Annotated in this window: 22 protein-coding genes and 1 pseudogene; 10 read left to right on the top strand and 13 right to left on the bottom strand. The window is 63.4% G+C overall.

What is annotated here, in order from left to right; genetic code table 11:
• Positions 1-250 precede the first annotated feature (250 nt).
• Positions 251-1,555: a lipase family protein gene (locus tag VJV41_RS11510; RefSeq protein WP_325333736.1), complete on the top strand. Its 1,305-nt coding sequence runs from the start codon at positions 251-253 to the stop codon at positions 1,553-1,555.
• Between the two features lie 271 nt (positions 1,556-1,826).
• A complete protein-coding gene (locus VJV41_RS11505) occupies positions 1,827-2,552 on the top strand; it encodes a GntR family transcriptional regulator (protein WP_325333735.1) in 726 nt (241 codons plus the stop codon).
• A 208-nt stretch (positions 2,553-2,760) separates the two neighbouring features.
• On the opposite strand, the pseudogene VJV41_RS11500 reads toward VJV41_RS11505, so the two are convergent.
• Positions 2,761-3,092, bottom strand: a pseudogene (locus VJV41_RS11500) (transposase); the annotation flags it as partial.
• A gap of 148 nt (positions 3,093-3,240) precedes the next feature.
• On the opposite strand from VJV41_RS11500, the gene VJV41_RS11495 reads away from it, so the two are divergent.
• From VJV41_RS11495 to VJV41_RS11480, 4 genes are all read left to right on the top strand, one after another.
• Positions 3,241-4,965: an AMP-binding protein gene (locus VJV41_RS11495; protein WP_325333733.1), complete on the top strand. Its 1,725-nt coding sequence runs from the start codon at positions 3,241-3,243 to the stop codon at positions 4,963-4,965.
• A 180-nt stretch (positions 4,966-5,145) separates the two neighbouring features.
• Entirely contained in the window at positions 5,146-6,096 is a 951-nt protein-coding gene (locus VJV41_RS11490; protein ID WP_325333731.1) for a fumarylacetoacetate hydrolase family protein, read from the top strand.
• Positions 6,093-6,935, top strand: coding sequence for a cupin domain-containing protein (locus VJV41_RS11485; protein WP_325333729.1), 843 nt, complete (start codon positions 6,093-6,095; stop codon positions 6,933-6,935). Before VJV41_RS11490 ends, VJV41_RS11485 begins: the two co-directional genes overlap by 4 nt.
• Complete coding sequence (locus VJV41_RS11480; RefSeq protein WP_325333727.1) at positions 6,932-8,173, top strand: DUF3500 domain-containing protein; 1,242 nt, start codon at positions 6,932-6,934, stop codon at positions 8,171-8,173. Before VJV41_RS11485 ends, VJV41_RS11480 begins: the two co-directional genes overlap by 4 nt.
• 61 nt (positions 8,174-8,234) lie before the next feature.
• Here the strand turns inward: VJV41_RS11480 and VJV41_RS11475 are convergent, their stop codons facing one another.
• On the bottom strand, positions 8,235-8,354 hold the full coding sequence (locus VJV41_RS11475) for a hypothetical protein (protein ID WP_414684938.1): 120 nt from the start codon (positions 8,352-8,354) through the stop codon (positions 8,235-8,237).
• 134 nt (positions 8,355-8,488) lie between these two features.
• Here VJV41_RS11475 and VJV41_RS11470 point away from each other — a divergent pair, with 134 nt between their 5' ends.
• Positions 8,489-9,721, top strand: coding sequence for a bifunctional 3,4-dihydroxy-2-butanone-4-phosphate synthase/GTP cyclohydrolase II (locus VJV41_RS11470; RefSeq protein WP_325333725.1), 1,233 nt, complete (start codon positions 8,489-8,491; stop codon positions 9,719-9,721).
• A 240-nt stretch (positions 9,722-9,961) separates the two neighbouring features.
• On the opposite strand, the gene VJV41_RS11465 is transcribed toward VJV41_RS11470, so the two are convergent.
• Genes VJV41_RS11465 through VJV41_RS11445 form a run of 5 tightly spaced genes read right to left on the bottom strand, consistent with a single transcriptional unit; the run spans position 9,962 to position 13,649 of the window.
• Positions 9,962-10,999 carry an amidohydrolase family protein gene (locus VJV41_RS11465; RefSeq protein ID WP_414684937.1) on the bottom strand — a complete coding sequence of 346 codons (1,038 nt, stop codon included), beginning with the start codon at positions 10,997-10,999 and terminating at the stop codon, positions 9,962-9,964.
• Positions 11,000-11,001: 2 nt separating this feature from the next.
• Positions 11,002-11,526: a 3-hydroxyanthranilate 3,4-dioxygenase gene (locus VJV41_RS11460; RefSeq protein ID WP_325333723.1), complete on the bottom strand. Its 525-nt coding sequence runs from the start codon at positions 11,524-11,526 to the stop codon at positions 11,002-11,004.
• A complete protein-coding gene (locus VJV41_RS11455; RefSeq protein WP_325333721.1) occupies positions 11,523-11,972 on the bottom strand; it encodes a RidA family protein in 450 nt (149 codons plus the stop codon). Before VJV41_RS11455 ends, VJV41_RS11460 begins: the two co-directional genes overlap by 4 nt.
• On the bottom strand, positions 11,965-12,183 hold the full coding sequence (locus VJV41_RS11450) for a hypothetical protein (protein ID WP_325333719.1): 219 nt from the start codon (positions 12,181-12,183) through the stop codon (positions 11,965-11,967). Before VJV41_RS11450 ends, VJV41_RS11455 begins: the two co-directional genes overlap by 8 nt.
• Positions 12,180-13,649: a 2-hydroxymuconic semialdehyde dehydrogenase gene (locus VJV41_RS11445; protein WP_325333717.1), complete on the bottom strand. Its 1,470-nt coding sequence runs from the start codon at positions 13,647-13,649 to the stop codon at positions 12,180-12,182. Before VJV41_RS11445 ends, VJV41_RS11450 begins: the two co-directional genes overlap by 4 nt.
• A gap of 85 nt (positions 13,650-13,734) precedes the next feature.
• On the opposite strand from VJV41_RS11445, the gene VJV41_RS11440 reads away from it, so the two are divergent.
• A complete protein-coding gene (locus VJV41_RS11440) occupies positions 13,735-14,745 on the top strand; it encodes a LysR substrate-binding domain-containing protein (RefSeq protein WP_325333715.1) in 1,011 nt (336 codons plus the stop codon).
• Between the two features lie 100 nt (positions 14,746-14,845).
• On the opposite strand, the gene VJV41_RS11435 is transcribed toward VJV41_RS11440, so the two are convergent.
• From VJV41_RS11435 to VJV41_RS11415, 5 genes are all read right to left on the bottom strand, one after another.
• Complete coding sequence (locus VJV41_RS11435) at positions 14,846-15,598, bottom strand: dienelactone hydrolase family protein (RefSeq protein ID WP_325333713.1); 753 nt, start codon at positions 15,596-15,598, stop codon at positions 14,846-14,848.
• A gap of 52 nt (positions 15,599-15,650) precedes the next feature.
• Positions 15,651-16,199: a YceI family protein gene (locus VJV41_RS11430; protein ID WP_325333711.1), complete on the bottom strand. Its 549-nt coding sequence runs from the start codon at positions 16,197-16,199 to the stop codon at positions 15,651-15,653.
• Positions 16,200-16,282: 83 nt separating this feature from the next.
• On the bottom strand, positions 16,283-17,104 hold the full coding sequence (locus VJV41_RS11425) for a 2-keto-4-pentenoate hydratase (RefSeq protein WP_325333709.1): 822 nt from the start codon (positions 17,102-17,104) through the stop codon (positions 16,283-16,285).
• The gene (locus VJV41_RS11420; protein ID WP_325333707.1) at positions 17,101-17,823 is read right to left on the bottom strand and encodes a 2-keto-4-pentenoate hydratase; all 723 of its coding nucleotides are present in this window, start codon (positions 17,821-17,823) and stop codon (positions 17,101-17,103) included. Before VJV41_RS11420 ends, VJV41_RS11425 begins: the two co-directional genes overlap by 4 nt.
• A 68-nt stretch (positions 17,824-17,891) precedes the next feature.
• Entirely contained in the window at positions 17,892-18,026 is a 135-nt protein-coding gene (locus VJV41_RS11415; protein WP_325333705.1) for a hypothetical protein, read from the bottom strand.
• Positions 18,027-18,281: 255 nt separating this feature from the next.
• On the opposite strand from VJV41_RS11415, the gene VJV41_RS11410 reads away from it, so the two are divergent.
• Both VJV41_RS11410 and VJV41_RS11405 read left to right on the top strand, forming a co-directional pair.
• Complete coding sequence (locus tag VJV41_RS11410; protein ID WP_325333703.1) at positions 18,282-19,796, top strand: FAD-binding oxidoreductase; 1,515 nt, start codon at positions 18,282-18,284, stop codon at positions 19,794-19,796.
• A 123-nt stretch (positions 19,797-19,919) separates the two neighbouring features.
• A complete protein-coding gene (locus VJV41_RS11405; RefSeq protein WP_325333701.1) occupies positions 19,920-21,272 on the top strand; it encodes an FAD-binding oxidoreductase in 1,353 nt (450 codons plus the stop codon).
• A gap of 138 nt (positions 21,273-21,410) precedes the next feature.
• Here the strand turns inward: VJV41_RS11405 and VJV41_RS11400 are convergent, their stop codons facing one another.
• A complete protein-coding gene (locus VJV41_RS11400) occupies positions 21,411-22,616 on the bottom strand; it encodes a hypothetical protein (protein WP_325333699.1) in 1,206 nt (401 codons plus the stop codon).
• Positions 22,617-22,652: the final 36 nt, after the last annotated feature.

Genomic DNA, 22,652 nt, shown 5'->3' with positions numbered 1-22,652 from the left:
CCCCCGCAACCGGATCGGTTGGATCTCAGGACTGGCACGCGGTCGCCGAACTCATCCCTGCTGGCACCCACTCCACGGCCAAAAGTAAAGACATTCAGTCGATCTGACAGACCTAAGGAAAACCATGACCACCCCCGCTGTCCGTTTTGTTACATCTACTGTCGCAGCACGGCGCGGCGGCGCTCGCGCACAGCGACCTGCGCGCCGCGGGACTTCACATGCGGTATTCGCCTCGTTGCGCCTGCTGCTGATGACCGTCGTTGCGCTCGCAGCGTGCGTGATGGTTGCACGACCCGCTACAGCTGGCGCCGATGAGGACTGCCCGCCGAACATCGGTTACCAACCGGAATGCCAATACCGGCCGTTCTATTCGCCGCCGAATCCACTGCCCGCTGGGTCGCCCGGTGACCTCATCCGCAGCGAACCGTCGCGCATCGCGCTGGATCCCGCCGGCCATGGGAACTACTCGGGCAAAGGCACGCGCATCATGTACCAAAGCATCAATGTGCGGGGCGAACCCGTCGCTGTCAGCGGCACCTATTTTGAGCCCGACCGGCCGTGGACGGGCAGCGGCCCGCGCCCGCTCATCGCGTTCGCGCCCTGGTCCCAAGGCCTCGGCGATCAGTGCGCGATCTCCCGGCTCGTCAGCGAGGGCGGCATGCACTACGGCGGCTTCCTCGACTTCGAGTTCTACTACGAAGAAGGCTTCCTGGCGACCATGCTGGACCGAGGATTCGCTCTGGTGGCCACCGACTATCAGGGCACGGGCACATACGGCCCGCCCACCACAGGAATACGAATTCCCACCGCGCACGCGGTGATCGACTCGGCGCGAGCGGCGATGCGGCTGCCGGGCACCTCCCTTGATCCGCATGGTCCGGTCGCATTCTGGGGATACGGACCGGGCGGCCAAGCTGCAGGCGCGGCTGTCGAGATGGCGCCCAGCTATGCCCCCGAACTCAACGTCGTCGGCGCCTGGGTCGGTGCACCAAACGCCGACTACGCCTTGAGCGCGGACTATCAAGATGGGTCAATGCTGGTCGGAACGATGGGGTTTGCGCTCAATGCCTTCATCGCGGCCTTCCCCGAGGCCGAGCAGGGCGTCATGGACACGCTGACCCCGCGAGGGGTCGACTTTCTTCAAAAGACGCGCTATGCCTGCACCGACGAAGTGATCACAAAATTCATGTTTCGCCATCTGCAGCCCTACTTCAATCAGGATTTTCACCAGGTACTTGGTACGGAGCCCATCAAGTCCGCTCTGGCTGCCCAGCGGCTGGGCTCCTTGAAGCCCAAGGCACCAGTGCAAATCGACATCAATCGGTGGGACCCCGGTTTTCCATGGGTTGGGGCGAGGCAACTAGCCGCGGACTGGTGCGCTCAGGGCGCCGACGTGGAGCTCTGGACCAACGAACAACCGCCGTTCCTCAATAAGACCGGGACCAACAGCATGCTGACATATTTCGTCGAGGGTGAGCGGGGCATGCAGTGGATCGCCGATCGGTTCAACGGCCTGCCCACTACGCCCAATTGTCAAAACCTCCCGCCCATGTAGCCCACCGGATAACGCACCGGCTTTCTGAGACTTCATCAGACACGCTCACGTCTTTCAGGACCGCCGGGCTGACTGGCGCTGATCAGTGTCTGGCTCCTTCTGGACCGAGCGTTGTGCGTGTCGTCCCAGCTTTCGCCATCGCCAATCCTTTGGGTAACCGCTATAGAGGAGTGCATGCCCAGATTGGCCGGCGTTTCGGCAGAGCGCGACGAGGCCAGTCCCCCGGTGGGAAGAAATAACATTTCAGTGCGCTCTGGTAACGTTTCAAAGCATGACAGCAGAGTGCGTAACGCTCCCGCTGGGTGAGGCGGCGTACCAACGACTGCGTGAAGACATCATCACTTTGTCGTTGCCACCCGGCTCTCGGTTGACGGAGCGACGGCTCGCCGCCGAAACCGGCTTTGGTGTGTCGCCAATTCGAGAAGCGCTGACTCGACTTGACCACGATGGGCTCGTAATCACAATGCCCCGAAAGGGCTATCAGGTCGCGCCGCTGACGATTCGCGCGGTGAACGACCTGATGGACTGCTGGGAAATCATCGGACCCGCGGTCGCACGCCGCGGTATCGAATTGGCCACACCCGAGCAGCACAAGACGGTGCTGAATTTAGTCACTGCCTGGGAAGAGCTGGTCAACCAGCCGATATGGGGGCACAGCAGCTCAAGGGCGGGAAATGACATCGCAACCAGGATGTTTAACGTTCTGGCGGCGGCGGTGGACAATTCCTACCTCACAGCGGTGCACGACAAGCTCTTATCAGAGCTGTCCAGGGTGTTCATGTTGATCATGGAAGCTGAGTCGACTGACCACGCTTCGCTCTCTTCGCTCTTTGTAAAAACCGACATCAGACCAGCTATGGAACACCGCGACGGTGAGTTGCTCGCGAAACTGCTGCAGCAGTTCATTCGCGATGCCCACGACAAGGTGCTGCAGATTCTGGCGCGCTGGCCGTCGGTGATGGCCGCCGAGGTCGAGCCGCTGGGACCGAAAGCCTGAGGCGTCGCTCCTCGCCGCGCCACGGCGTGTCACGCACCCGTGCTTTCCTGAGCCATCCCTTGTCTATGCGCGTAAGTCGAACCTCTCGATCGATTGATCCCTCCCGTCGGGCGCTGGGTGGATTTCGGCAATGGTTGCCCGGGATAGCCGACGGCACAACGATCATCGCGATCGCGATCACCAACTCTCACCACATCATCACCGTTGAGGCGTTGTCCCACGGGCGGATCACCGCCGGGTAGCGCTGCTCCCCACTTCTCGGCCAACTCGTCGAAAGCCCATCGGGCAGATGCGGCGTTGGCCGCGGTGTAGATCGGTTTGATGTCGCGCTCGATCTCCTCCGAGTACCGACGAGAGGTGAGCCGAAAGGTGTTGCGGATCAGATGATTAATGCAGGTTTGCATGACGGCTTCGGGCCAAATCGGTGCTGACCACCTCGGACAGTCCTTTGGGGCCGTCGCACACGACGAAGACGACGTCCTTGACGCCGCGGTTACGCAGGTCGGTGAGCACGCTCATCCAAAACTTCGCACCCTCCCCCTGCCGGGATACTCACATCATCGAACGACCGGCAGCAATTCTGCGGACCCGACGTTGACTCTGTGATATTTCAACACTACCGTTGGGACACATCAGTTGCGAGCCAGCCAGGGTCCGCACGCCGTTCAGCTAGATCACAGGGGTGTCGATGTCGATCTACGCCGACGCGCCTTGGCGTGCCCTGTACGCATCCGGGCAGTCCCCGGTGCTGGATCCACCCCACCGCACGATGTTGGAAGCGTTCAGCGCGTCGGTGCAGACCTCGCCCAAGCTGCCGGTGCTCCGGTACTTCGACAGCGTTCTGACACTGGGCTGGCTCAATGACGCCGCCGATGCTCTTGCGTGCGCGCTAATAGACCGGGGATTCGGCCCTGGGGACCGCCTTGCCTTGTACACGCAGAACAACCCACCATTTGTGATTGGTTTGATCGCCGCCTGGAAGGCCGGCGGCTGCGCTGTTCCCGTCAATCCGATGAACAAGGAACGCGAACTTGCCCATATTCTCACCGATAGCGGGGCAACGGCGCTTTTGTGCCTCGACGACCTCTACGCTTCGGTCGTCGACGGGATGCTCAGCGAGCAGCGCGCCGCGCAACTGGACGTCGTAATCACCACCAGCGCCGGCGACTTTCAAACCCGCAACGACAAGCGGGTCCTCAGTTATGCCGACCCGCAACCACTGCGGCACGGCCGTGAACGGCTCACCGACGTGCTGGACAACTATGCAGGGCGGCGACCTGCCCGACACGTACCGCAACCCGATGACGTGGCAGTTCTGACGTACACCTCGGGCACCACAGGAGTGCCCAAAGGGGCGATGAACACCCACCGCGCCATGTCGTTCAACTCCTACACCTGCCGGCAGTGGATGGGCCTACGCCCGGACGACGTCATCATGGGCATTGCACCGCTGTTTCATATCACCGGTCTGGTGGCGCACATCGGTGTCGCGCTCGTCACGCCGTGTCCGCTGGTGCTCGCCCACCGTTTCCACCCGCAGGTGGTCCTTGATGCGCTTGCCGAACACCGTCCCACCTTCGCTATCGCCGCGATCACCGCCTTCAATAGCCTGCTGTCGGCGTCGCAGCGTCCCGACCGTGACTTCGCATCGCTGCGCACGGTCTTCTCCGGTGGCGCCCCGATCGCACCTGCGATCGCCGACGAGTTCCGGAGACGAACCGGTTGCACGATCCTCAACATCTACGGACTGACCGAAACGACCTCGCCGTCACACGCCACACCCATGGGGGCCACGGCGCCGGTCGACCCGCTCACCGGCGCCCTGTCGGTCGGCGTGCCGGTGTTCAACACCGCCGCACGCATCCTCGACGACGCCGGCAGCGAAGTGGGCGTCGGCGAAATCGGGGAAATCGCGATCAGGGGCCCACAAGTGGTCCCTGGCTACTGGAACAGACCCGCAGAAACCGCCGAAGCCATCGTCGACGGCGAACTGCGTACTGGCGATATCGGATACATGAACGATGCGGGCTGGTTCTTTGTCATCGACCGCAAGAAAGACATGATCAACGCCTCGGGATACAAGGTGTGGCCGCGTGAAGTCGAGGACGTCTTGTGCGCACATCCAGCGGTGCGCGAGGCGGCGGTGATCGGGGTAGCCGATCCCTACCGTGGCGAGACGGTGAAGGCCTTCGTATCGCTGGGGCCCGGCATAAACGCCACCGAAGCAGAACTCATTGAGTTCTGCAAAGACAACATGGCCGCATACAAATACCCACGAACCATTGACATCCTGGATGAGCTACCCAAGACGCTCAGCGGCAAAATCCTTCGCCGCGAGTTACGCGACCGCAGCCAGGGCACATCACGCCCACCTGCGGCGGCGATCAGCAGTCGGGCCGGCCACGACCAATGACGCCTCGTCTGCGGCGACGTTCGACACCGACTCCGGTCAGGAAATACGTCAAAACTACTGGGCGGCAGTGGCTTTTGCCTGCGGCTGGCGTCGCGATCAACCGTACTCGAGCGAGGGCGTGACCAGCTGCTCCGAGGTAAATGATGTCCGAAGGAACCGTATGAAAGGATCACTGCGCCAATGCGATTGGTGACTTATCTGCACCGCGACGAGGCCGTAGGTGGGGTGTTGGTGGGCGGTGTGGTCTGCCCACTTTCGGCTGCGACGGCCCGTGCTGGTTTTGCACCGGTGAGTTCGGTCCGGGAGTTTCTTGGTCTCGTGGACCCGTCCGGGCGCGAGTCGGTTGGCCGTGTGGCCGCCGAACTGGTGGGTACCAACGGTGAGCAATACTCGCGGTTAGATGAGCTGCCGCTGTTGCCGCCGGTGCCTGATCCGGACAAGATCATTTGTCTTGCGCTCAATTCGAAAGCGCATTGTGTCGAGGCGGGGATAGCGGCGCCGGCGGTGCCGTGGTTCTTCCCGAAATGGCGTAGCTCGCTGGTCGGTCATCACGGGGTGGTCAATCCGCCCGCGGTCAGTCACCAACTCGACTGGGAAGGTGAAGTGGCCTTGGTGATCGGCTCGGTGGCCAAGCACGTCACCGAGGACGAGGCGTTGTCATATATCGCCGGGGTGATGCCCTTCAACGACCTGAGCGCCCGTGATCTGCTGCGCGGCTTGGAAACCATCGCCTTGACGAAATCCGGTGATCATCAAGCACCGTGTGGGCCTGCTCTGGTGAGCCTTGATGAGATTGACAACCTCGATGACCTCGCCTACCGCACCCGGGTCAACGGCGTGGTCAAACAAAACGGGAGTACCAGTGATCAAATCTTCAACGCCGCACGCACCCTCGCTTCGCTGACCCGCACCACCACATTGGTGCCCGGCGACATCGTGTCGATGGGCACGCTGACGGGAGTCGGGGTGTTCGCCGATCCGCCGCACTTCCTAGACGAGGGCGACGTGGTGGAAGTCGAAATCGACGGCGTAGGCACTCTGCGGACCCGGATAGGAACACCCTCACACCAGCCCGTGACCGCAGCCGTCGCGGGCGTCGCAGCTGTTCAAATTTCAGGAGGCCAACGGTGACACGCGTGCAATACATCCGCCCCTTCGACGACTCGAAGGCCGTCGATACCGGCTTTCGGGGGTACCGCGCACAGTTCCTGTCGCACCTGGAAAGCGCAGTGCTGATCAACAGCCACATCGAGGAAGGTGGTTGTGGGCCAGGGCTGCATTACCACCACGTCGACCAGCTGTACTACCTGATCGAAGGATCCATGAATGTTCAGCTGGGGCACGATGTTTCTCACATCACCGCCGGCACGTTGGTGTTCATCCCCGCCGGGCTAGCACACCGCAACTGGAATGACGGCCCCGGCGCGGAAACCCACTTCGAGATGCTCATCCCCGCGCCCTCGCCGATCGCCCAGATCGCGTACATGGTGGATACCCCCGACGAGGTACCCGCACCGCACCGCGCCGACCGGCGCGCCTACACCCGCAGCGTGCACATCGCGGCGTTGAGCGAACAGATGCCCGGGCTGCGTGTGCAGTCGCTGGCCACGCCGGGACAAGGTTCAGTGCACACCGTTGTCAACTACATGGAGGTGGACTCCGGCAGCGCCGGACCAGGCACGCACATCCACGATTTCGACCAGTACTACCTGGTGCTCGAGGGTGAACTGACCGTCGAGATTGGGCTGGAGAAGTACGTCGCCCCGCCGCACACCCTGGTGGTTTTGCCCGCAGGAGTCCCCCACAGGCAGTACAACGAGGGCACGATCACAGAAAAACACCTCGCCGTGCTGGCGCCGGCCCCCGAACCGGGTAAGCCCTGGGATCGCGGCGTAAACCTCGGCGCCAATGGTGACGACCTCACCGGCCCGCAATCGGTATTCGCGCCAGCACAGCGTGAGACCCCATGAACACGACCCACCACAACTACCATCCCCGAGCCCAACGCATACCGCTCAAGCGTGGCGCCGTCGACTTCTCCGACCAGCCCGCGGTCGCCGCGACAATGGCATTGTTGGGCGGGGCCGAACTCCCCCCGGTTGAACGCAACGCCTCCGAGGCCTTCGTGGGCATCACCACTGACGGACACCCCCTCCCCGGCTTGTTTGAACTGGCTGACGAGGACGCCCCTGGCGCACAAGCAGTCGACGCCGCACAGCACTACCTCAACGAGCTCAGCGCACAGGAACGAGCCTTGGCGGTGCTGCCGATCGACGCGGCCGAATGGCGCCTATGGAGTAACGCCTTCTTGACATTTCCCGAGCACGGCCTGCTCTTGGCTGACCTGACCTCACCGGGGCGGGCTGCCGCACTGTCGGTTATCGAAAGCTCCCTCAGCAACACGGGCTATCGGCGTGTGCGCGAGGCGATGCGGCTCAACGCCGAACTAGGTCAGCTCACCGGCAATTACCCCGACACACTCACCGAAGACTGCTACTGGTTCACCCTGTTCGGCCAGCCGACCCACCAGCAGCCGTGGGGCTGGCAACTACAAGGCCACCACATCGACTTGCACGCCCTGTTCGTCGGCCCCCAACTCGTGCTTACGCCAACCTTTCTCGGCGTCGAATGCGAAGGCCAGATCCTATTCGCCGAACACCGGCGCCGTGCCATCGAATTCATGGACTCATTGAGCATCCGCCAACGCGACCGCGCCCTGCTCTACGGATCGATGCTGTCTTCACAACTGCCACCCGAACTCGCTGGCATCGTCGACGGACGCCATCGCGCAGGCGCCGGCCGCGACAACATTGTCCTGCCCTACACCGGCCTACCCGGCCAAGGCCTTACGGCAGGCCAGCGCGAACTGCTCGTAGCGCTCGCCGACCCCTACCTGGAGAGCCTGCCCGAAGGGCCGCGCGCCCACCGCCGGCGACAGATCGAAAAGTATGTCGACCAAACACATCTTGCGTGGATCGGAACCTCAGATCCCAACGCGCCTTTCTATTACCGAATGCACAGCCCAGTCGTGCTCATCGAATACGACAACCACGCCGGAATCTTCCTCGACAACGACGAGCCAGAGCCCTACCACGTCCACACCATCGTGCGCACTCCCAACGGAGGCGACTACGGCAAAGACCTTCTCCGCCAGCACTATCACCACCACCACCCAACGACCCACTCACCACAAAACCAAGAAAACTAGCCACCCAGACACCGCGAAGTTCCCCACACACGAACGCCACCTACGGCGCAACAGCCGTTCATCAGTCCGGCACCGGGTACTGCACGCGAGAAGTCGGCGTCTCGCCGAGGAATCCGCAATCCGGATGGATCGCATCGGCGCCGGAAATCCGGGCGGCGTCGATGATCGACTCGCCACTCAAGTACGTCTCGCCACCTTGACGACCTGCCACATTCGCCAGTACTGTGATATATCACAGACGATTTGTGCCATTGCATGTTCTCGGAATCGGCTCGCTGAGACACGCTAAAAGCGTCCGGCAGAAAGGCTGGGAAGATGAACCGATCCGCCGCCGTCGTGAGGGATGCACAGGCGGCCCTTGCTGCTGGCGGGATGATAATCGTGACCGATCATCCGGACCGAGAAGACGAGGCCGATCTGATCGTCGCCGCGGAGCTGGTTACTGCCGACCAGATGGCTTTCATCATCCGCCACTCCACGGGGCTGGTGTGCGCGCCGATGCCGGCAAGTCGCGCCGACGAACTGCGCTTGCCGCCGATGGTCGCAAACAACACCGACGAACATCAAACGGCGTTCACCGTCAGTGTCGATCTGGTCGGCACTGGCACCGGTGTCGCCGCGGCCGCCCGCACAGCCACCGTCCGCGCACTCACTGATCCGGCCCTGCGCCCCGAGCAGCTGCGGAGGCCAGGCCACGTCTTCCCATTGCGCGCTCGTGATGGCGGCGTGCTGGTCCGAGCTGGACATACCGAGGCAGCCGTGGATCTGCTTACTTCAGCAGGACTTTCGGGGGTCGCAGCAATCAGTGAGCTGGTCGACGACGACGGCGACATGCTACGCGGGGCCAAGCTGCGTTCCTTCGCTGCCACGCATGACTTGCCGACGCTTGCAATCGCAGACCTGGTACGGCACAGGCGAGCAAGCGAGCGGTTAGTGGAGCCTGTCATCAGTTCCGCAATGCCCACCGAATTCGGTCAGTTTCGCGCCGTCGTGTATCGCAACACCCTGGACGGCACCGACCACCTCGCACTGGTCCACGGCGATGTAGCGGCCGCGGGCAAATCTCCATCCGGGGCACTGGTGCGCGTGCACAGCGAATGCCTCACCGGCGATATAGTCGGCTCGCTGCGCTGCGACTGCGGCGCACAACTGAAGCACGCGCTGCAGATGATCGCCGCCGAAGGCTGTGGTGCCATTGTTTACCTGCGCGGCCACGAAGGTCGAGGTATTGGCCTGGCACACAAAATTCGTGCTTATGCGCTGCAGGAGACAGGACTCGACACCGTCGATGCCAACACCGTCCAGGGCCTGCCCGTCGACTCACGCAGCTACGGGGTCGGAGCCCAAATACTCACCGATCTTGGTATCCGCCGCATTCGATTGATGACCAACAACCCGGCCAAGTACAGCGGCCTGGACGGCTACGGCCTCGAGCTTGTCCGCCGAGTCCCTCTGCCGGCTCACACGACCGCGCATAACGTCCGGTATCTGCGCACGAAGCAAGAAAGAATGGGACATATGCTCGACCTGACCGAGACCGGTGGTTAACTTCATGGGTCTCGGGGCACGCCGACGGCGATGATGTGCCGATCGCGCTTGAGAAGTCGGTCTCCATCGAATTATGGTCCTTCGCAAGGGAATCCACCATATTGCCCATCGGTATGCTGACCCGACGGTCAACAATCCCCCACTGCGACAGTGCGTCTTGATGTGCACGAACCACCGACAACGAGTAATCGCTTAGCATCCGCGCGCAATCCAGTCGGCGAGGTGCGGCGCCTTCGCTGACTATTGGCTGACGACGGCGTCGTTGCTACCGTCAGGGCTCGTTTCGCCGACGACTGCGTCGCCCAATCCGAGAAACCTTTCGGCGTTGCCCTTTAGAACAAGGTCGCGTTCGGCGCTGCTGAGAAATGTCGCTTGATGAACAACATTGCCAACGGGCCGCTCACCCAACGGATACGGGTAGTCGCTGCCGACCATGACGTGGTGCACTCCGAGCCGATCGATGAGGAGCCGCAGTGACGCCGGATCGAATACGACTGAATCCACGCTGAACCGGCCGACGTAAGCCGACGGTGGCTGCTGCGACGTCGCGATGACGTCGGGCCGCCGATGCCAGGCATTCTCTAATCGACCGAGCCAGAATGCGAATGAGCCGCCGCCATGGGCGAAGCAGATGCGCAGCGAATCCCGGACTTTGTCGAAGGTTCCACCCAGGATCATCGAGACGACCGACAAGTGGGTCTCGGCTGGCATACCTGCTAGCCAGCGCGCCATCCAGCGCTCGAGCCTGGGCGAGCTGGGCATGTCCCATGGATGGACGAACACCGGCATTCCGATGTCGGCGGCGTGCTGTAGGAATGTCACCACTCCCGCGTCATCGAGGTCGCGGTCCCCGATATGGTTGCCTATCTCAACCCCTCGATGCCCCATGGCCTGACAGCGGGTGAGCTCTTGACAGGCGGCGTCGGGATCTTGCAACGGCACCTGGGCGAACGGCAGCAGCCGATCGTAATCCGGCGCGCAGATGTCCAGGGCCAGATCATTGAAGATCCTGGAGATCTTTAACGCCTCGCCCCCAGGCGCGTCGTAGCTAAAGAAGACCGGGGTGGGTGAGACGACTTGTGCGTACACCCCGTCGGCGTCCATGTCAGCGAGCCGGTTTGCGGCGTCCCAACATTCGCGGCCCACGCGTCGAAAAACCTCCGAGCCGACCATGATCACCGCGTCGCGTTCAGATTCCACACGTAACCAGGGACGTCCGTCGCCAAGGTCGGGCCAACCACGCGGCACGAAATGCGTGTGGACGTCGATAATGTTCAAGCTCAGCCTTTTCCGGGGTGTAAGGCCCCGCACTGCCCACACGTGCGGGCGGTGCGGGACTGGTAGAACGATTCGAATACCGGCGGAAGATCCACCACGATGTCCCGGAGTTGAATCTCTGCCGCGTGCACCAGATGGCCGCATTCAGGGCAGAACCAGACGAACTGCTCGCGGGTCCCCTCTTCGCGGACGCGCTCGATGACGATTCCGATCGACCCTTCCATCGGACGCTGCGGAGAGTGATACACATTGCGTGGGAGCACCCACATTTCGCCTTCGCGGATGTCAATCCTCGCCGGTCCGCCATCAGTCATCAAGTTGATGTGCATGTCGCCGCGATACTGGTAAAACCACTCCTCGTACGGGTCGAGATGGTAGTCCGTGCGCACATTCGGACCACCCACAACCTGGACGATGAAGTCGCCCATAGGCTTCCACATCTGCTCGTTGTTCACCGGCGGCTGCAGCAGATGCTGATGCTCAGCGATCCACTCCTCGAAATTGAACACCGGCGGAATGAATGTCATTGGTGCCTCCCGGGTTTGGGTCGATGCTTTCCCTCCGCCGCGCGGACGGCGATGCCCTGCATCTCGATGAGCAGATGGGGATGAGGGAGCTGGTGGACGGCTACGGTAGTTCTGGCTGGGCCGGAAGCATCGAAGTACTCGGCGTAGACCTCGTTGTAGCCGGCAAAATCATTCATGTTGGTCAGATACGTCGTGACCTGAACAAGGTCCGTCAGTTCCGATCCGACCGCGACCAAGATGTCACGAATGTTCTCGATGACCGCACGTGTCTGAATGCGGATGTCCAGATTGGTCGCACCCATGCCGTCGACCTGCGCGCCGGCGATCGAGTTGTCTCGACGCCGACTACTGGTGCCCGAAACAAACACGAACTCACCCCGCATCTTCACGTGCGGGAAATTGCCTCGCGGCACCGCCTTGTCCGCGAGGACACGCGACTCATTCATCGGCGGTGTCCGCTCGGCTCGTAATGCCCACCGAGGCAGTTCCCGACACGATGGCGGTGACCACACTATCCGCGGGCAGCGCGACGGCCGCGGTGGTCGCGGTGGTCGCGCTCCGCGCCATCCTGAGCGCGGCCTGCAGGGCGTTGAGGAAACTGCCGAGGAACGTCGGACCGTGAGAGCTGGCCGATTGTGCTGTGTCAGTGTGAATCACAGTTGCACGCACACATTCGTCGGTTCGGAGTAAAAGTGCAGGGAGTGCTCGCCACCCTCGCGGCCGATGCCGGAAAGTCCTACACCGCCGAACGGGGAGCGCAGATCCCGCAGATACCAGGTGTTCACCCACGCCATCCCGACGCGCATGCGTTGCGCGACCCGGTGTCCACGCTCCAAGCTGCCCGTCCAAACTGCCGCCGCGAGACCGTAATCGGTGTCGTTGGCCAACCAGACTGCTTCTTCCTCGGTGTCGAACGGGATCAGCGCTGCAGCCGGACCGAAGATCTCTTCCCGAACTACTCGTGCCGTGTTGTCCACCCCCTTCCAGAGGGTCGGCTCTATCCACGCGCCACCCGCCAGGGCCGCGCCGAGGTCGGGCACGCCGCCGCCGAGCAGCACCTCAGCGCCCTCTTGGACCGCTAGGTCGTAGTAGGACATGACCTTGTCGCGATGTTGACGCGAGATCAGCGGCCCCGTTGTGGTGGCGGGATCATTGGGCCGTCCCAGGCGCAGCGCCTGTCCTCGCCGCACGAGCTCGGCGGCGACCTCGTCGAAAATGCCTCGCTGCAGGTACACCCGTTCGGTGCACAAACACACTTGGCCGGTGTTGAGAAAAATCGATCGCGTAAGACCGTCGAGAGCGGCCTCGAGATCAGCGTCATCGAAAACGATGGCAGCGTTCTTGCCGCCGAGTTCGAAGGACACCGGACGCACGGCGCGCGCCGCCGCACGCATGATGGCAGAGCCGGTAGCCGTCTCGCCGGTGAATGTGACCCCGTTGATCCCGGTATGGGTCGTGAGGAACTCGCCGGCCGACCCAGGACCGAACCCGTGCACGACGTTGTACGCGCCTGCGGGCAACCCGGCTTCCATCATGATCTCGCCCAATAGCGTGGCCGAGGATGGCGTCTCCTCCGAGGGCTTGACGACCACTGCGTTGCCGCATGCCAACGCGGGAGCGACCTTCCACGTAAGCAGCAGCAAGGGTAGGTTCCAGGGCACGATCACCGCCACCACACCGAGCGGCTTACGAACCGCATAATTGAGTGCCTGACGACCGCCCGCCAAATCGGTCAGATAGCACGACAGTGACGACGAAGCGATCGTGTCGGCGAAGGCGCGGAAGTTCATCGCAGCTCGCGCGACGTCAAGATCCCGGACCAGACTCTCGGGCTTCCCCGTGTCACGCACTTCCGCGGCGACGAACTCTTCGCACCGCGCCTCCACAAGATCGGCGATACGGCGCAACAAGCGCACGCGATCTGTCACCGACGAGGCGCCCCAGGTTCCGTCCAGCGCCTTCCGTGCGGCGTGCACCGCCGTGTCGACAGTATCGGCTCCCGCCTCGTGGACAGTGGCAACAATCGACCCGTCCACGGGGCTGACGTCGGCGAACACATCCGTTCCTGACACGTAGGCGCCGTCGATGAAGTTACCGAGTTCCTCAAGGCGCGAGCTGCCCATGGATAGGACTGTAAGCCGACTTACTTATGCTCAACAGTTGACATTTTGCGTGTGAACTATTCTCGTACGGGCATATTATGGGTCGGTGACGCGGGATCGCCTCCTAGATGGTCGTCTAAAGCTTCGCCATCTGACCATGGTGGCCGCAATCGCCGATCACGGAAGCCTGATCGCCACCTCGAGGGCGTTACACGTCACCCAGCCGGTCGTCACGCGTGCTTTGCACGAGGTCGAAGAGATCCTGGGGGTTCCTCTGTTTGACCGAGGGCCGCGCGGTGTCACCCCAACGATCTTCGGGGCGAGTTTCGTCGAGCACGCCCGCGCCGTGATCGCTCAACTGCGCCAGGCGGGCAGCAGGATCGATCTGCTCACCCGGGCCGAGATCGGCCAGGTGCGCGTCGGCACCCACCTGGCCGGTTCGAACGTGCTGCTGCCTCGAGCCATCGTTTTATTGAAGGCCGAGCATCCGAAGCTGACCGTGGTGGTGCAGGAAGCTACACCCGATCTCCTCTACGACTCGTTGGCTGCAGGAGACACGGATCTGGTGGTCGGGCGCTTGCGGGCCGCCGCACCTGCCCAGTTGACTCAGGAGCGGCTGTACGTGGAACCGGTGCAGCTCGTTACCCGTGCGCGTCACCCCGCACAGGCCGCGAGTTGTCCGCAACTTTGTGATCTGCTCGAGTACCCGTGGATTGTTCCTGTGGAACAGACGTCGTTGCGTTCGGAGCTGGAATCGTTGCTGGTTGCAGAGGGTCTGTCGTTACCGGAGAACCGTGTGGAGTGCACGTCGATCGTGATCGTGCGCGAGTTGCTGCTGTCCACTGACATGATCGCCGTCTTGCCCCGTTTGCTCGTCGGCAGCGATAAGCGTCTTGCTGTGCTGCAAACGAGGCTCCACGCACTAAGTCGATCGGTAGGTGTGACGATGCGTGCACAGGCTCCCATGTCTCCGGGAGGCCAAAAGTTGTTGCAATACCTGCGAATTGTTGGCTCCGCGCTTGCTGCGGCGAACAAGCCCGACCCGTCGCCTCCGTCAGATGTGCTGGGCGGCAGCCAATCTGCATCGGGAACGCTCGGTGACGGTTGCTTATTGTGATGTCGGTGATCACCGTCCGGTGAATCCCGAGCAGCTATCGGGCGAACGCGGTAAAGATGTCGCCGAGATATGGGAAACGGGCCCACCGGCTATGCAGTGCTCAGGCTAGATGTTCACCGAAGAATGCCAGGATGCGCCGCCAGGCGTCCTCGGCCTCGGGCTCCGAATAAACCAGGCCCGTTATCCCTTCCACTAACTTGAGTGCCTTAGGGAAATCGTTCATGAAGCAGTGTCCGGCTTGTGGGTATTCCTTCACGTCGTGAGGCGCGCCGCTCCTAATCAACAGCGTCTCCAGTTTGGCCGCAGCACCGGGCAACATCCGGTCCTTTGCGCCGTAGCTCGCCACGACCGGACACGATCGGCGCAGCGATTCTGCGTCTTCGGGCCATGCGTCGTTGGGCCAAATGCCGTAATTCGGTGCGGCCGCATCGAAAACGCCACGCGGGGCCAGCAGCAGGCAGAAGCCGCCACCCAGGCAGAAGCCGACAGCGCCCACCTTTCCGGTGCATCGGTCGTCGGCCGCCAAATGGTTGCGGGCCGCAATCAAGTCGTCGACCGTGGGCCCGTCGCCTTGCGCGAGCGACTTAAACGTACGGACAACGCACAGTGGCTTGATACTACGGCGGTACAGCGCAGGCGCCAGCGCCAGATAACCGTTGGCCGCGAAGCGATCGGTAATGCGTCGCAGGTCGGCCGACATGCCCCGCAAATCATGGATGACCACTACGCCGGGCCACGGGCCGTCACCCGGCGGTACGGCCAGATACGCGGGCAGCGGCCCGGCGGGACAGTCGTATTGGATAGAGGGCACTAGAGTTCCTTCACTCTCGTCGGTGGTCGCGATCGCGTCCAACGTCAACCGGTCGTAGCCGTGTACATGCCGCAACCCACTACAGTCACCGCATTTAGGCCTGCTTGAGCGCCTCGACATCCAGGGTGATGGTGACCTTGTCGCCAACGACGGTTCCGCCTGATTCCAGCGGGAAGTCAGCGCCGATCCCGAAGTCCTTGCGGCTCAACACGACCGAGGCTTCGAAACCGGCGACCTCACCATGGCCCATACCGGGATTGACGCCGTTGAACGCCAACGTGAGCTTGATGGGCTTGGTCACGCCCTTGAGCGTGAACTCACCATCAACGACATAGTGGTCGCCGTCGCCCTTGACGCCCGTCGAGGCGAAGGTGGCGGTGGGGTACTTGTCGACCTCGAAGAACTCAGCCGACTTGATGTGCGCGTCACGCTTTTCATCGCCGGTATGGAGCGAGGCGACGGCGATCTCGGCCGTCACCGACGCGGTGCCGTCGTCCGCCACCACGATTGCGCCGCTGAATGTCTCGAAGGTGCCGCGCATCTTGCCCACCAAGTGGCGTACAGAGAAGCCGATCGACGAATGCGCAGGGTCGATGGCCCACGTGCCCGTGCTCAGCTCGGTGATTCCGGTCGCTGCAGTCATATGGATGTCTCCTTTGGACTTCGTGGTCGCGGGTGCTCTCCCCGCCTTACGTTGCAATACTCGGATAGGGCTACAGGCCGATTTCATCCTTCCTGGGTAGAAGAGACAGCGCGAAATGCGACACCGCCTAGGCCCGCCACATCGGCCGAGACGACACCGCCCACCAGTGGCACCGCCGCGGTCGCCGCGCCGGCGAGCACGATGTCGCCAGGCGAGACCTCGATCCCGTGCTCATTGCGGGTGTCGACGAGCCACTGCAGGCTGCGCACAGGATCGCCCAGGATCGCCGCGGTGCTCCCGACAGAAACAGTGCGTCCGCGGATCCGCAGGCGTACTGCTCGGTTCTGTACCGACTCGAACGGCGACCACGGCCCGACGACGAACGACGCCGCCGAGGTGTTGTCGGCGATCACGTCCTGAAGAGAGAAGCGAAAGCCGCGATAACGTGAATCGATGACCTCAAGTGCCGGCGCCACGGCATCGACGGCGTCAGCCAAGGGGCGCCGGCGGTCGCTGAGGTCGGCATCCCAGGCGATCCGGAACGCGATTTCGGGCTCGACACGTGGATGAATCAGCTCGCCCAGGGCAAGCTCACCGCCGTCAGGAGTTGCCATCGCATCGGTGAGCTGTCCGACGATGACGCTGTCGACACCCATCTGGCGCATCTTGGCGCGGCTGGTGAAACCCAGCTTCACACCAACCGCGCGCTCGCCGCGAGCGTACCGCCGCGCCAGAACCTTGTGCTGGATTCGATAGGCCGCGGCAACGTCGCACCCGTCGCCGAGAGCCGATCCGTCAATCGCGGTCGCCGACCTCTGCGCCTCATCGAGGCGTTCGGCCGGTTGTGGCAAGTCCCGCGATTCCGCCGTCATACGTACGCCGCCCGTCTTCGGCTCGCCGCTCATGGATTCCGCTCGTCGGTGAAGGTGACCTCGACCTCGCCCAGCTGGTCCAGCCGGGCCCTGAATGTAGCGGCTGCGTTGACTTCTACCATCGGGCCCAAGGCACCCGACATGACGACGTCTCCGGCCCGGAGCGCCCGGCCCCGCCGCGCGATCTCGCGCGCGACCCAGGCCGCAGCCACGACTGGTGACCCCATGCAGCCGGCACCCGACCCGTGGGAAACGTCCTCGCCGTCACACTCGAGCACCATGCCGACCTGGGAGAGGTCGAACCCCTCCAGCGACCGGGGCACCGTGCCCAGCACCACTGCCCCGCTCGAGGCGTTGTCGGCGACTGTGTCGACGATCGTGATATCCCATCCAGCGATGCGGGAGTCGACGATCTCGATGGCCGGAAGGACGAAGGCGGTCGCGCCGATCAGGTCGGCGACGGAGATCCGGGGTTTATCGAGATCTGCTCCGAGCACGAACGCGATCTCCGCCTCAACCCGGGGTTGCAGGTAGGAAGAAAGGGTGAGGTCCGCGCCGTGAGTGTGCAGCATGTCGTCGAAAACCAGCCCGAAGTCCGGCTCGAAGACATCAAACTGCTCCTGCACGGCGCGCGAGGTGAGCCCTACCTTGCAGCCAACTATGCGCGCGCCCGCCCGCTCTCGAGCCTCTGCGACCGAGGATTGCACCGCGTAGGCGGTGTCAATGTCGTCGCGGTCGATGAGGTCGCGCACGGGCCGGCACGGGATGCCAGCTGAAGCAGCGCGGATAAGGCGCTCGGATGCCTCGGTGATTGACCGACTCACAGTTGCACGCATACGTCCGTGGGCTCAGCGTGGAATTGCTGTGAGGCCTCGCCGGCCTCGCGACCGATGCCCGAGAGCCCCAGTCCACCGAACGATGAGCGGAGGTCGCGCAGGTCGAGCGCTGTAGTCACCCTCATATGCTGACCTCCACGCACCATGCCTGGCCAATGCGAAACTGCTCCATGAACATGTCCATACGGGCATGCCCTGAGGCTCGGCAGATCTGGGCTGGAAAGCAGGGCCGTGCTAGCGCTTCGAAGGGTCGCTATGTTCTTGCGGCTATGCACTCCTGGCTGAACGGCATTGGACAGACATGGGATCAGTGGCGACGCTGGTATGGAATGGTCGGCTGTCGACCAGCCGATCCCCAGGAAGAAAGTAACCATGTGAACGACTTGTCGGCAGGATCCGTCGCCAACTACCTGTGCGCCGCGCGTGAAGAAATAGGCTCGGAGTGGGTCGACACCACCGCCGAAACCATGGCGCGCTACGCCACGAGCTACCTCCCTGCCGGCGACCGGCACCCGTCAGCGGTTGTCTACCCGGGCGACACCGGCGACGTCCAGCGCCTCGTCCGGTTAGCAGCCGAGTTCGGGGTGCCCCTGCACCCGATCAGCACGGGCAAGAACATCGGTCTCGGCGGTGCCGCTGCTACCCAGCCGAGCATGGTGGTCGTCGACCTCGGGCGACGGATGAACCGGATCCTGGAGTTCGATCCCGTCCTTCGGTACGTGGTAGTCGAGCCCGGGGTCACGTATCAGGCGCTGCACGACTTCCTCGTGGAGGAGGGTGACGCGCTGATGTGCGACACCACCAGCGGCCCACCCGAAGGAGGGCCCTTGGGGAACACCCTCGACAAGGGCGCCGGCTACACACCGGCCGCTGACCACTTCGGCAACTCCTGCGGTCTCGAGGTTGTGCTGGGTGATGGCCGGCTGCTGAGAACCGGTGACGGAGCCCTTCCCGGATCGCAGACCTGGCACATCTCGCGCTACGGGCTGGGCCCGGTGCTCGACGGCCTTTTCCTCCAGTCGAATTTCGGGATCGTCACCCGCATGGGCATCTGGCTGATGGCGCGCCCTCGGCACATCGAGTCGTTCTTCTACATGTTTCCCGAGGACGACGACATCGTGGCTATCGCCGACATCAGCCGCGAGCTCCGCCTCGACGGTCTCGTCCCCACCGCTATCAAGGCAACCGGCGACCTCTACTTGTTGGCGTCCCACATCCCCTACCCGTCGGAGGTTCCTCACAGCCCGCTGTCGATGGCATTGAGGCGCAGCCTGCACCAACAGCACGACATCGGCGCTTGGGTCGTCAGCGGCGCCGTCTACGGATCCGACCCCAAGCAGGTCGCTGAACGACTCGAGGTGGTCAGGAATCGGTTCGAGTCAGCGCCCACGGCGCGCTACGTCGCCCATGCGGAAGCGGCCGAGCGGCCCGAGCTCAAAGTGCATATCGACACCTACAGCGGACGTCCGACCGCATCCGAAGTGCCGATGGTCAACTGGCGCGGTGGCGGGATCCTGTCCCTCACTCCGTCGACGCCGATGCTCGGGAGCATCGCCGGCCGGCACGCACGCATGTCCCGGGAGATCCTGAACCGCAATGGCCTCGACGCCTGCATTGACTACATCTTTGTGGGCCGTGCGTCCCGGGGGCTTCACAGCATCCTCTTCGACCCCCACGACGAGCGTGACTGCCAACACGCGGCCACCGCCGACGCCGAACTCCGGCAGGCGTACCGCGAGGCCGGCTACCCCGTCGGTCGCGTGCCGGTCGACGGGCAGGAGGACGAAATGTCCCACCGTGACGCCACGTTGCGGGCAGTGAACTCGAGCCTGAAGGCGGTGCTGGACCCCCGCGGGATCATCTCGCCCGGGCGCTACGGCCTCCGGTAGCGATGAGAGTGCCGCGTCAAGTGAAATCTCCGCGGCCGCACGTGGGCCTCGATGGGACTGGGGCTACCGACCATGCACTCGGCCGTGGGTCAACGGTCCCGAATACCGAAAAGGGAAGGCACGATGGGTGATTTCGACGGGTCGGTGATTCGGCCGGCTGATCATGGCTATGAGGAGGCCCGTTGTGCCGCGGTCTGGAACGCGATCAAGCCGGATCGCTTTCCGGCCGTCATTGTGGTGGCGGGCAGCCGGGACGACGTGCCCCGGGCGGTCGCACTGGCGCGCGAGGAAGGGCTCTCGATCGGGGTGCGTTCCGGCGGGCATTGCTGGGTGGGCAATGCGATCCGCGACGGCGGGCTGCTGCTAGATCTCTCGCGGCTCAAGGCGATCGAGGTCGATCCGCAGGCACTGACTGCCAGCGTCGAGTCCGGCGTACTCGGTGGCGAGCTGACGGCCGCGTTGGCCCCTCACGGCCTCTACTTCCCGACCGGGCACTGCCCGACCGTCGGCGTCGCGGGCTACACGCTGGGAGGTGGCTTCGGGTTGAACTCGGGCGACGTCGGGGTGGCGGCATTCAGCCTCCGCGCGATCGACGTCGTCACCGCCGACGGCGAGACGCTGCACGTCACGGACGATGACGACCACGCCGACATACTCTGGGCTGCGCGCGGCAGCGGCCCGGGCTTCTTCGCCGTGGTGACGCGCATGCACTTCGCTGTTCGGCCACTGCCCGGAGTCGTCGCGGGGATGATGCAGATCCATCCGTTCTCGGCCTATGACGAGTTGCTGCCCTGGTTCGCGAACACAGTCGCATCGATGACGCCGGGTTCACGCCCGTTGCTGGTCGGCGCCAAGAGCCCGATCCCCGGTCAGGACGACACCGTCCTGATAGTCACCGCCTACGTCTTCGCCGATGATCTCGACCACGCGGCGGAGCTGCTGGCCCCGCTGGAGACGGCGCCCGGCCTGGACCGCGCGATCGTTCACCAGCCCGCTCACGAATCCTCGATCGGCGAGCAGTACGCGCTGATCGAGCAGCAGTATCCTGAGGGCTCTCGCTACCTGGGCGACAACGCGTGGCTTCGGGCCCCGTACGGACAAGATCTGTGGCGAGACGCCAAGCCCGTGTTCGAGACCCTGCCGTCGGAGCGTTCGGCCATTTGGTTCATACCATGGATGCCGCAGACCCACCCGAACGCCGCGTTCAGCCTGCAGTCGGAGATGTCGATCGCGGTCTTTGCCGCCTACGAGGACAGCGTGGACGACGAGGCGATGCTCGCGTGGCACGCCGACGCGCTCGCGCGCGTCGATCCGTATGCGATCGGCGGAATGTCCAACGACTCCAACCTCTTCGTGCGCCCGATGGCGGTGCTGGAACCGGCCAACGCCGCGCGCCTGGAGGCGCTGCGCAGCAAGTACGACCCGAATGGGCGCTTCGACAGCTACCCCTCAGAGCTACCGCAGGCGCGGCTCTAGCCCCGGGCGACGACGCCGAGACCGCAGCAGGCGATCGGCAGCCGTGGGCGAGCCCCATTCGCGACTCGCCCACCAGCAGTTTGTATTGTGTTGCCGCCGTACGGAATCGCCTTACTCGCCCTGCCTGGTGCGCTGAGCTCAGCTACTACCAGTCGGTGCTGGGCGCCCAGCGGTACGCGCCGCGCCGCTGAACGGGGGCAATCCGCAGCGCACGCGACCGATGTTCTCGAACTGGGTATCTGGATGCAGCAGGACATGCTGGGCGAACGCCTGAATGTCTCGCTGGAAGCGTTGGATTGGGTTGTCTTCTCGAATCACCCTCGGCCCGCTTGCCAGGTACAGCAAGTCGACCGCTTCGCGGGCCAGCTGGTAGCAGTAGACCGGCCCCCCAACCAAGTGCTCGCGTCTGATCTCTGCCGGTAGCTCAGGATCACCCGGCTTCCAATTGGTGCACAGACCAACAAGACGCTCTCTAATGGCATCGATCGCCGAAGCCTTCATCGTCGCTTCCCCCACCTGCAAATGGACGATCGGTGCTTCGGAGGCCCTCAAGTAGTCGGTGTGAGTGATCTTGCGGCCAGGAAGCTGCTCCACAAAAACCTCGAGCGCGCCATCGGCGACCCCGGAGGGAATGAGGGCCAAGAAGTTGCTAAAGACCATGTAGGGCGGGGGGCCATAGTAGGGATTGTTGGCCTGACGCTTTGATTCGTTCGCCGAATCTCCGCCAAACAAGTCGTTTCTATTCGACAGCAACCTATGGCTGGGTACGAAAATATCACCGCAGGTAACCGACCAACTTGCTGTGCCTCGGGCGCCTGTGACGTCCCAGTCGTTGACGAGTTCGAGGTCCGAGATGGGGAATGCGATCCACAGTCTGGTTTCGCTGCCATCGGGCTCGTCAACGACGGCGCCTAGCAAATCCCAGTCGCCATCCGGGCAACCACTGTTGAAGCCCCATCGGCCTCCGCCGACGATCTCGATGCCGCCGGACACGCGCTTGGCCCGCGCGCCGAAGGAGCCGAACACCGACGGGATCAACGCATTGGGGTTGTCACCAAAGATCTCGTCCTGGAGTTCGTCGCAGCAGCGCGCAACCAGCCAATTAATCGACGTAAGGGTGGTCGCCCATCCGATGCTTGGACACGCAGACACAATGGTGCGCAGTGTCTCGAAGACCGTCGGGAACGGGGTCTCGTATCCGCCATAGTATTTGGGCGTCATCATCTTCCAGACGCCTGCTTCCTTCAACGCGGCCAGGCTGCGCTCGGGGATTCGTTGGATGCGGTCGTTCTCGAGCGCGTCCGCACGCAGGAGTGGCTTGAGCTGTCGAACACGCTCGAGCACACCATCACCGGAGTCCGCGGCATCCGCCGCAGTCGT

It is taken from the genome of Mycobacterium sp. (genome assembly GCF_035274705.1).
Classification (GTDB): domain Bacteria; phylum Actinomycetota; class Actinomycetes; order Mycobacteriales; family Mycobacteriaceae; genus Mycobacterium.
This window is presented reverse-complemented; position numbering and strand designations above follow the sequence as displayed.

What these genes read in the sequence shown, in the direction of transcription:
- VJV41_RS11510 (WP_325333736.1), top strand. Translation starts at nt 251, where the DNA reads ATGACCGTCGTTGCGCTCGCAGCGTGCGTGATGGTTGCACGACCCGCT.
- VJV41_RS11505 (WP_325333735.1), top strand. Translation starts at nt 1,827, where the DNA reads ATGACAGCAGAGTGCGTAACGCTCCCGCTGGGTGAGGCGGCGTACCAA.
- VJV41_RS11495 (WP_325333733.1), top strand. Translation starts at nt 3,241, where the DNA reads ATGTCGATCTACGCCGACGCGCCTTGGCGTGCCCTGTACGCATCCGGG.
- VJV41_RS11490 (WP_325333731.1), top strand. Translation starts at nt 5,146, where the DNA reads ATGCGATTGGTGACTTATCTGCACCGCGACGAGGCCGTAGGTGGGGTG.
- VJV41_RS11480 (WP_325333727.1), top strand. Translation starts at nt 6,932, where the DNA reads ATGAACACGACCCACCACAACTACCATCCCCGAGCCCAACGCATACCG.
- VJV41_RS11470 (WP_325333725.1), top strand. Translation starts at nt 8,489, where the DNA reads ATGAACCGATCCGCCGCCGTCGTGAGGGATGCACAGGCGGCCCTTGCT.
- VJV41_RS11460 (WP_325333723.1), bottom strand. Translation starts at nt 11,526, where the DNA reads ATGACATTCATTCCGCCGGTGTTCAATTTCGAGGAGTGGATCGCTGAG.
- VJV41_RS11455 (WP_325333721.1), bottom strand. Translation starts at nt 11,972, where the DNA reads ATGAATGAGTCGCGTGTCCTCGCGGACAAGGCGGTGCCGCGAGGCAAT.
- VJV41_RS11445 (WP_325333717.1), bottom strand. Translation starts at nt 13,649, where the DNA reads ATGGGCAGCTCGCGCCTTGAGGAACTCGGTAACTTCATCGACGGCGCC.
- VJV41_RS11430 (WP_325333711.1), bottom strand. Translation starts at nt 16,199, where the DNA reads ATGACTGCAGCGACCGGAATCACCGAGCTGAGCACGGGCACGTGGGCC.
- VJV41_RS11425 (WP_325333709.1), bottom strand. Translation starts at nt 17,104, where the DNA reads ATGAGCGGCGAGCCGAAGACGGGCGGCGTACGTATGACGGCGGAATCG.
- VJV41_RS11405 (WP_325333701.1), top strand. Translation starts at nt 19,920, where the DNA reads ATGGGTGATTTCGACGGGTCGGTGATTCGGCCGGCTGATCATGGCTAT.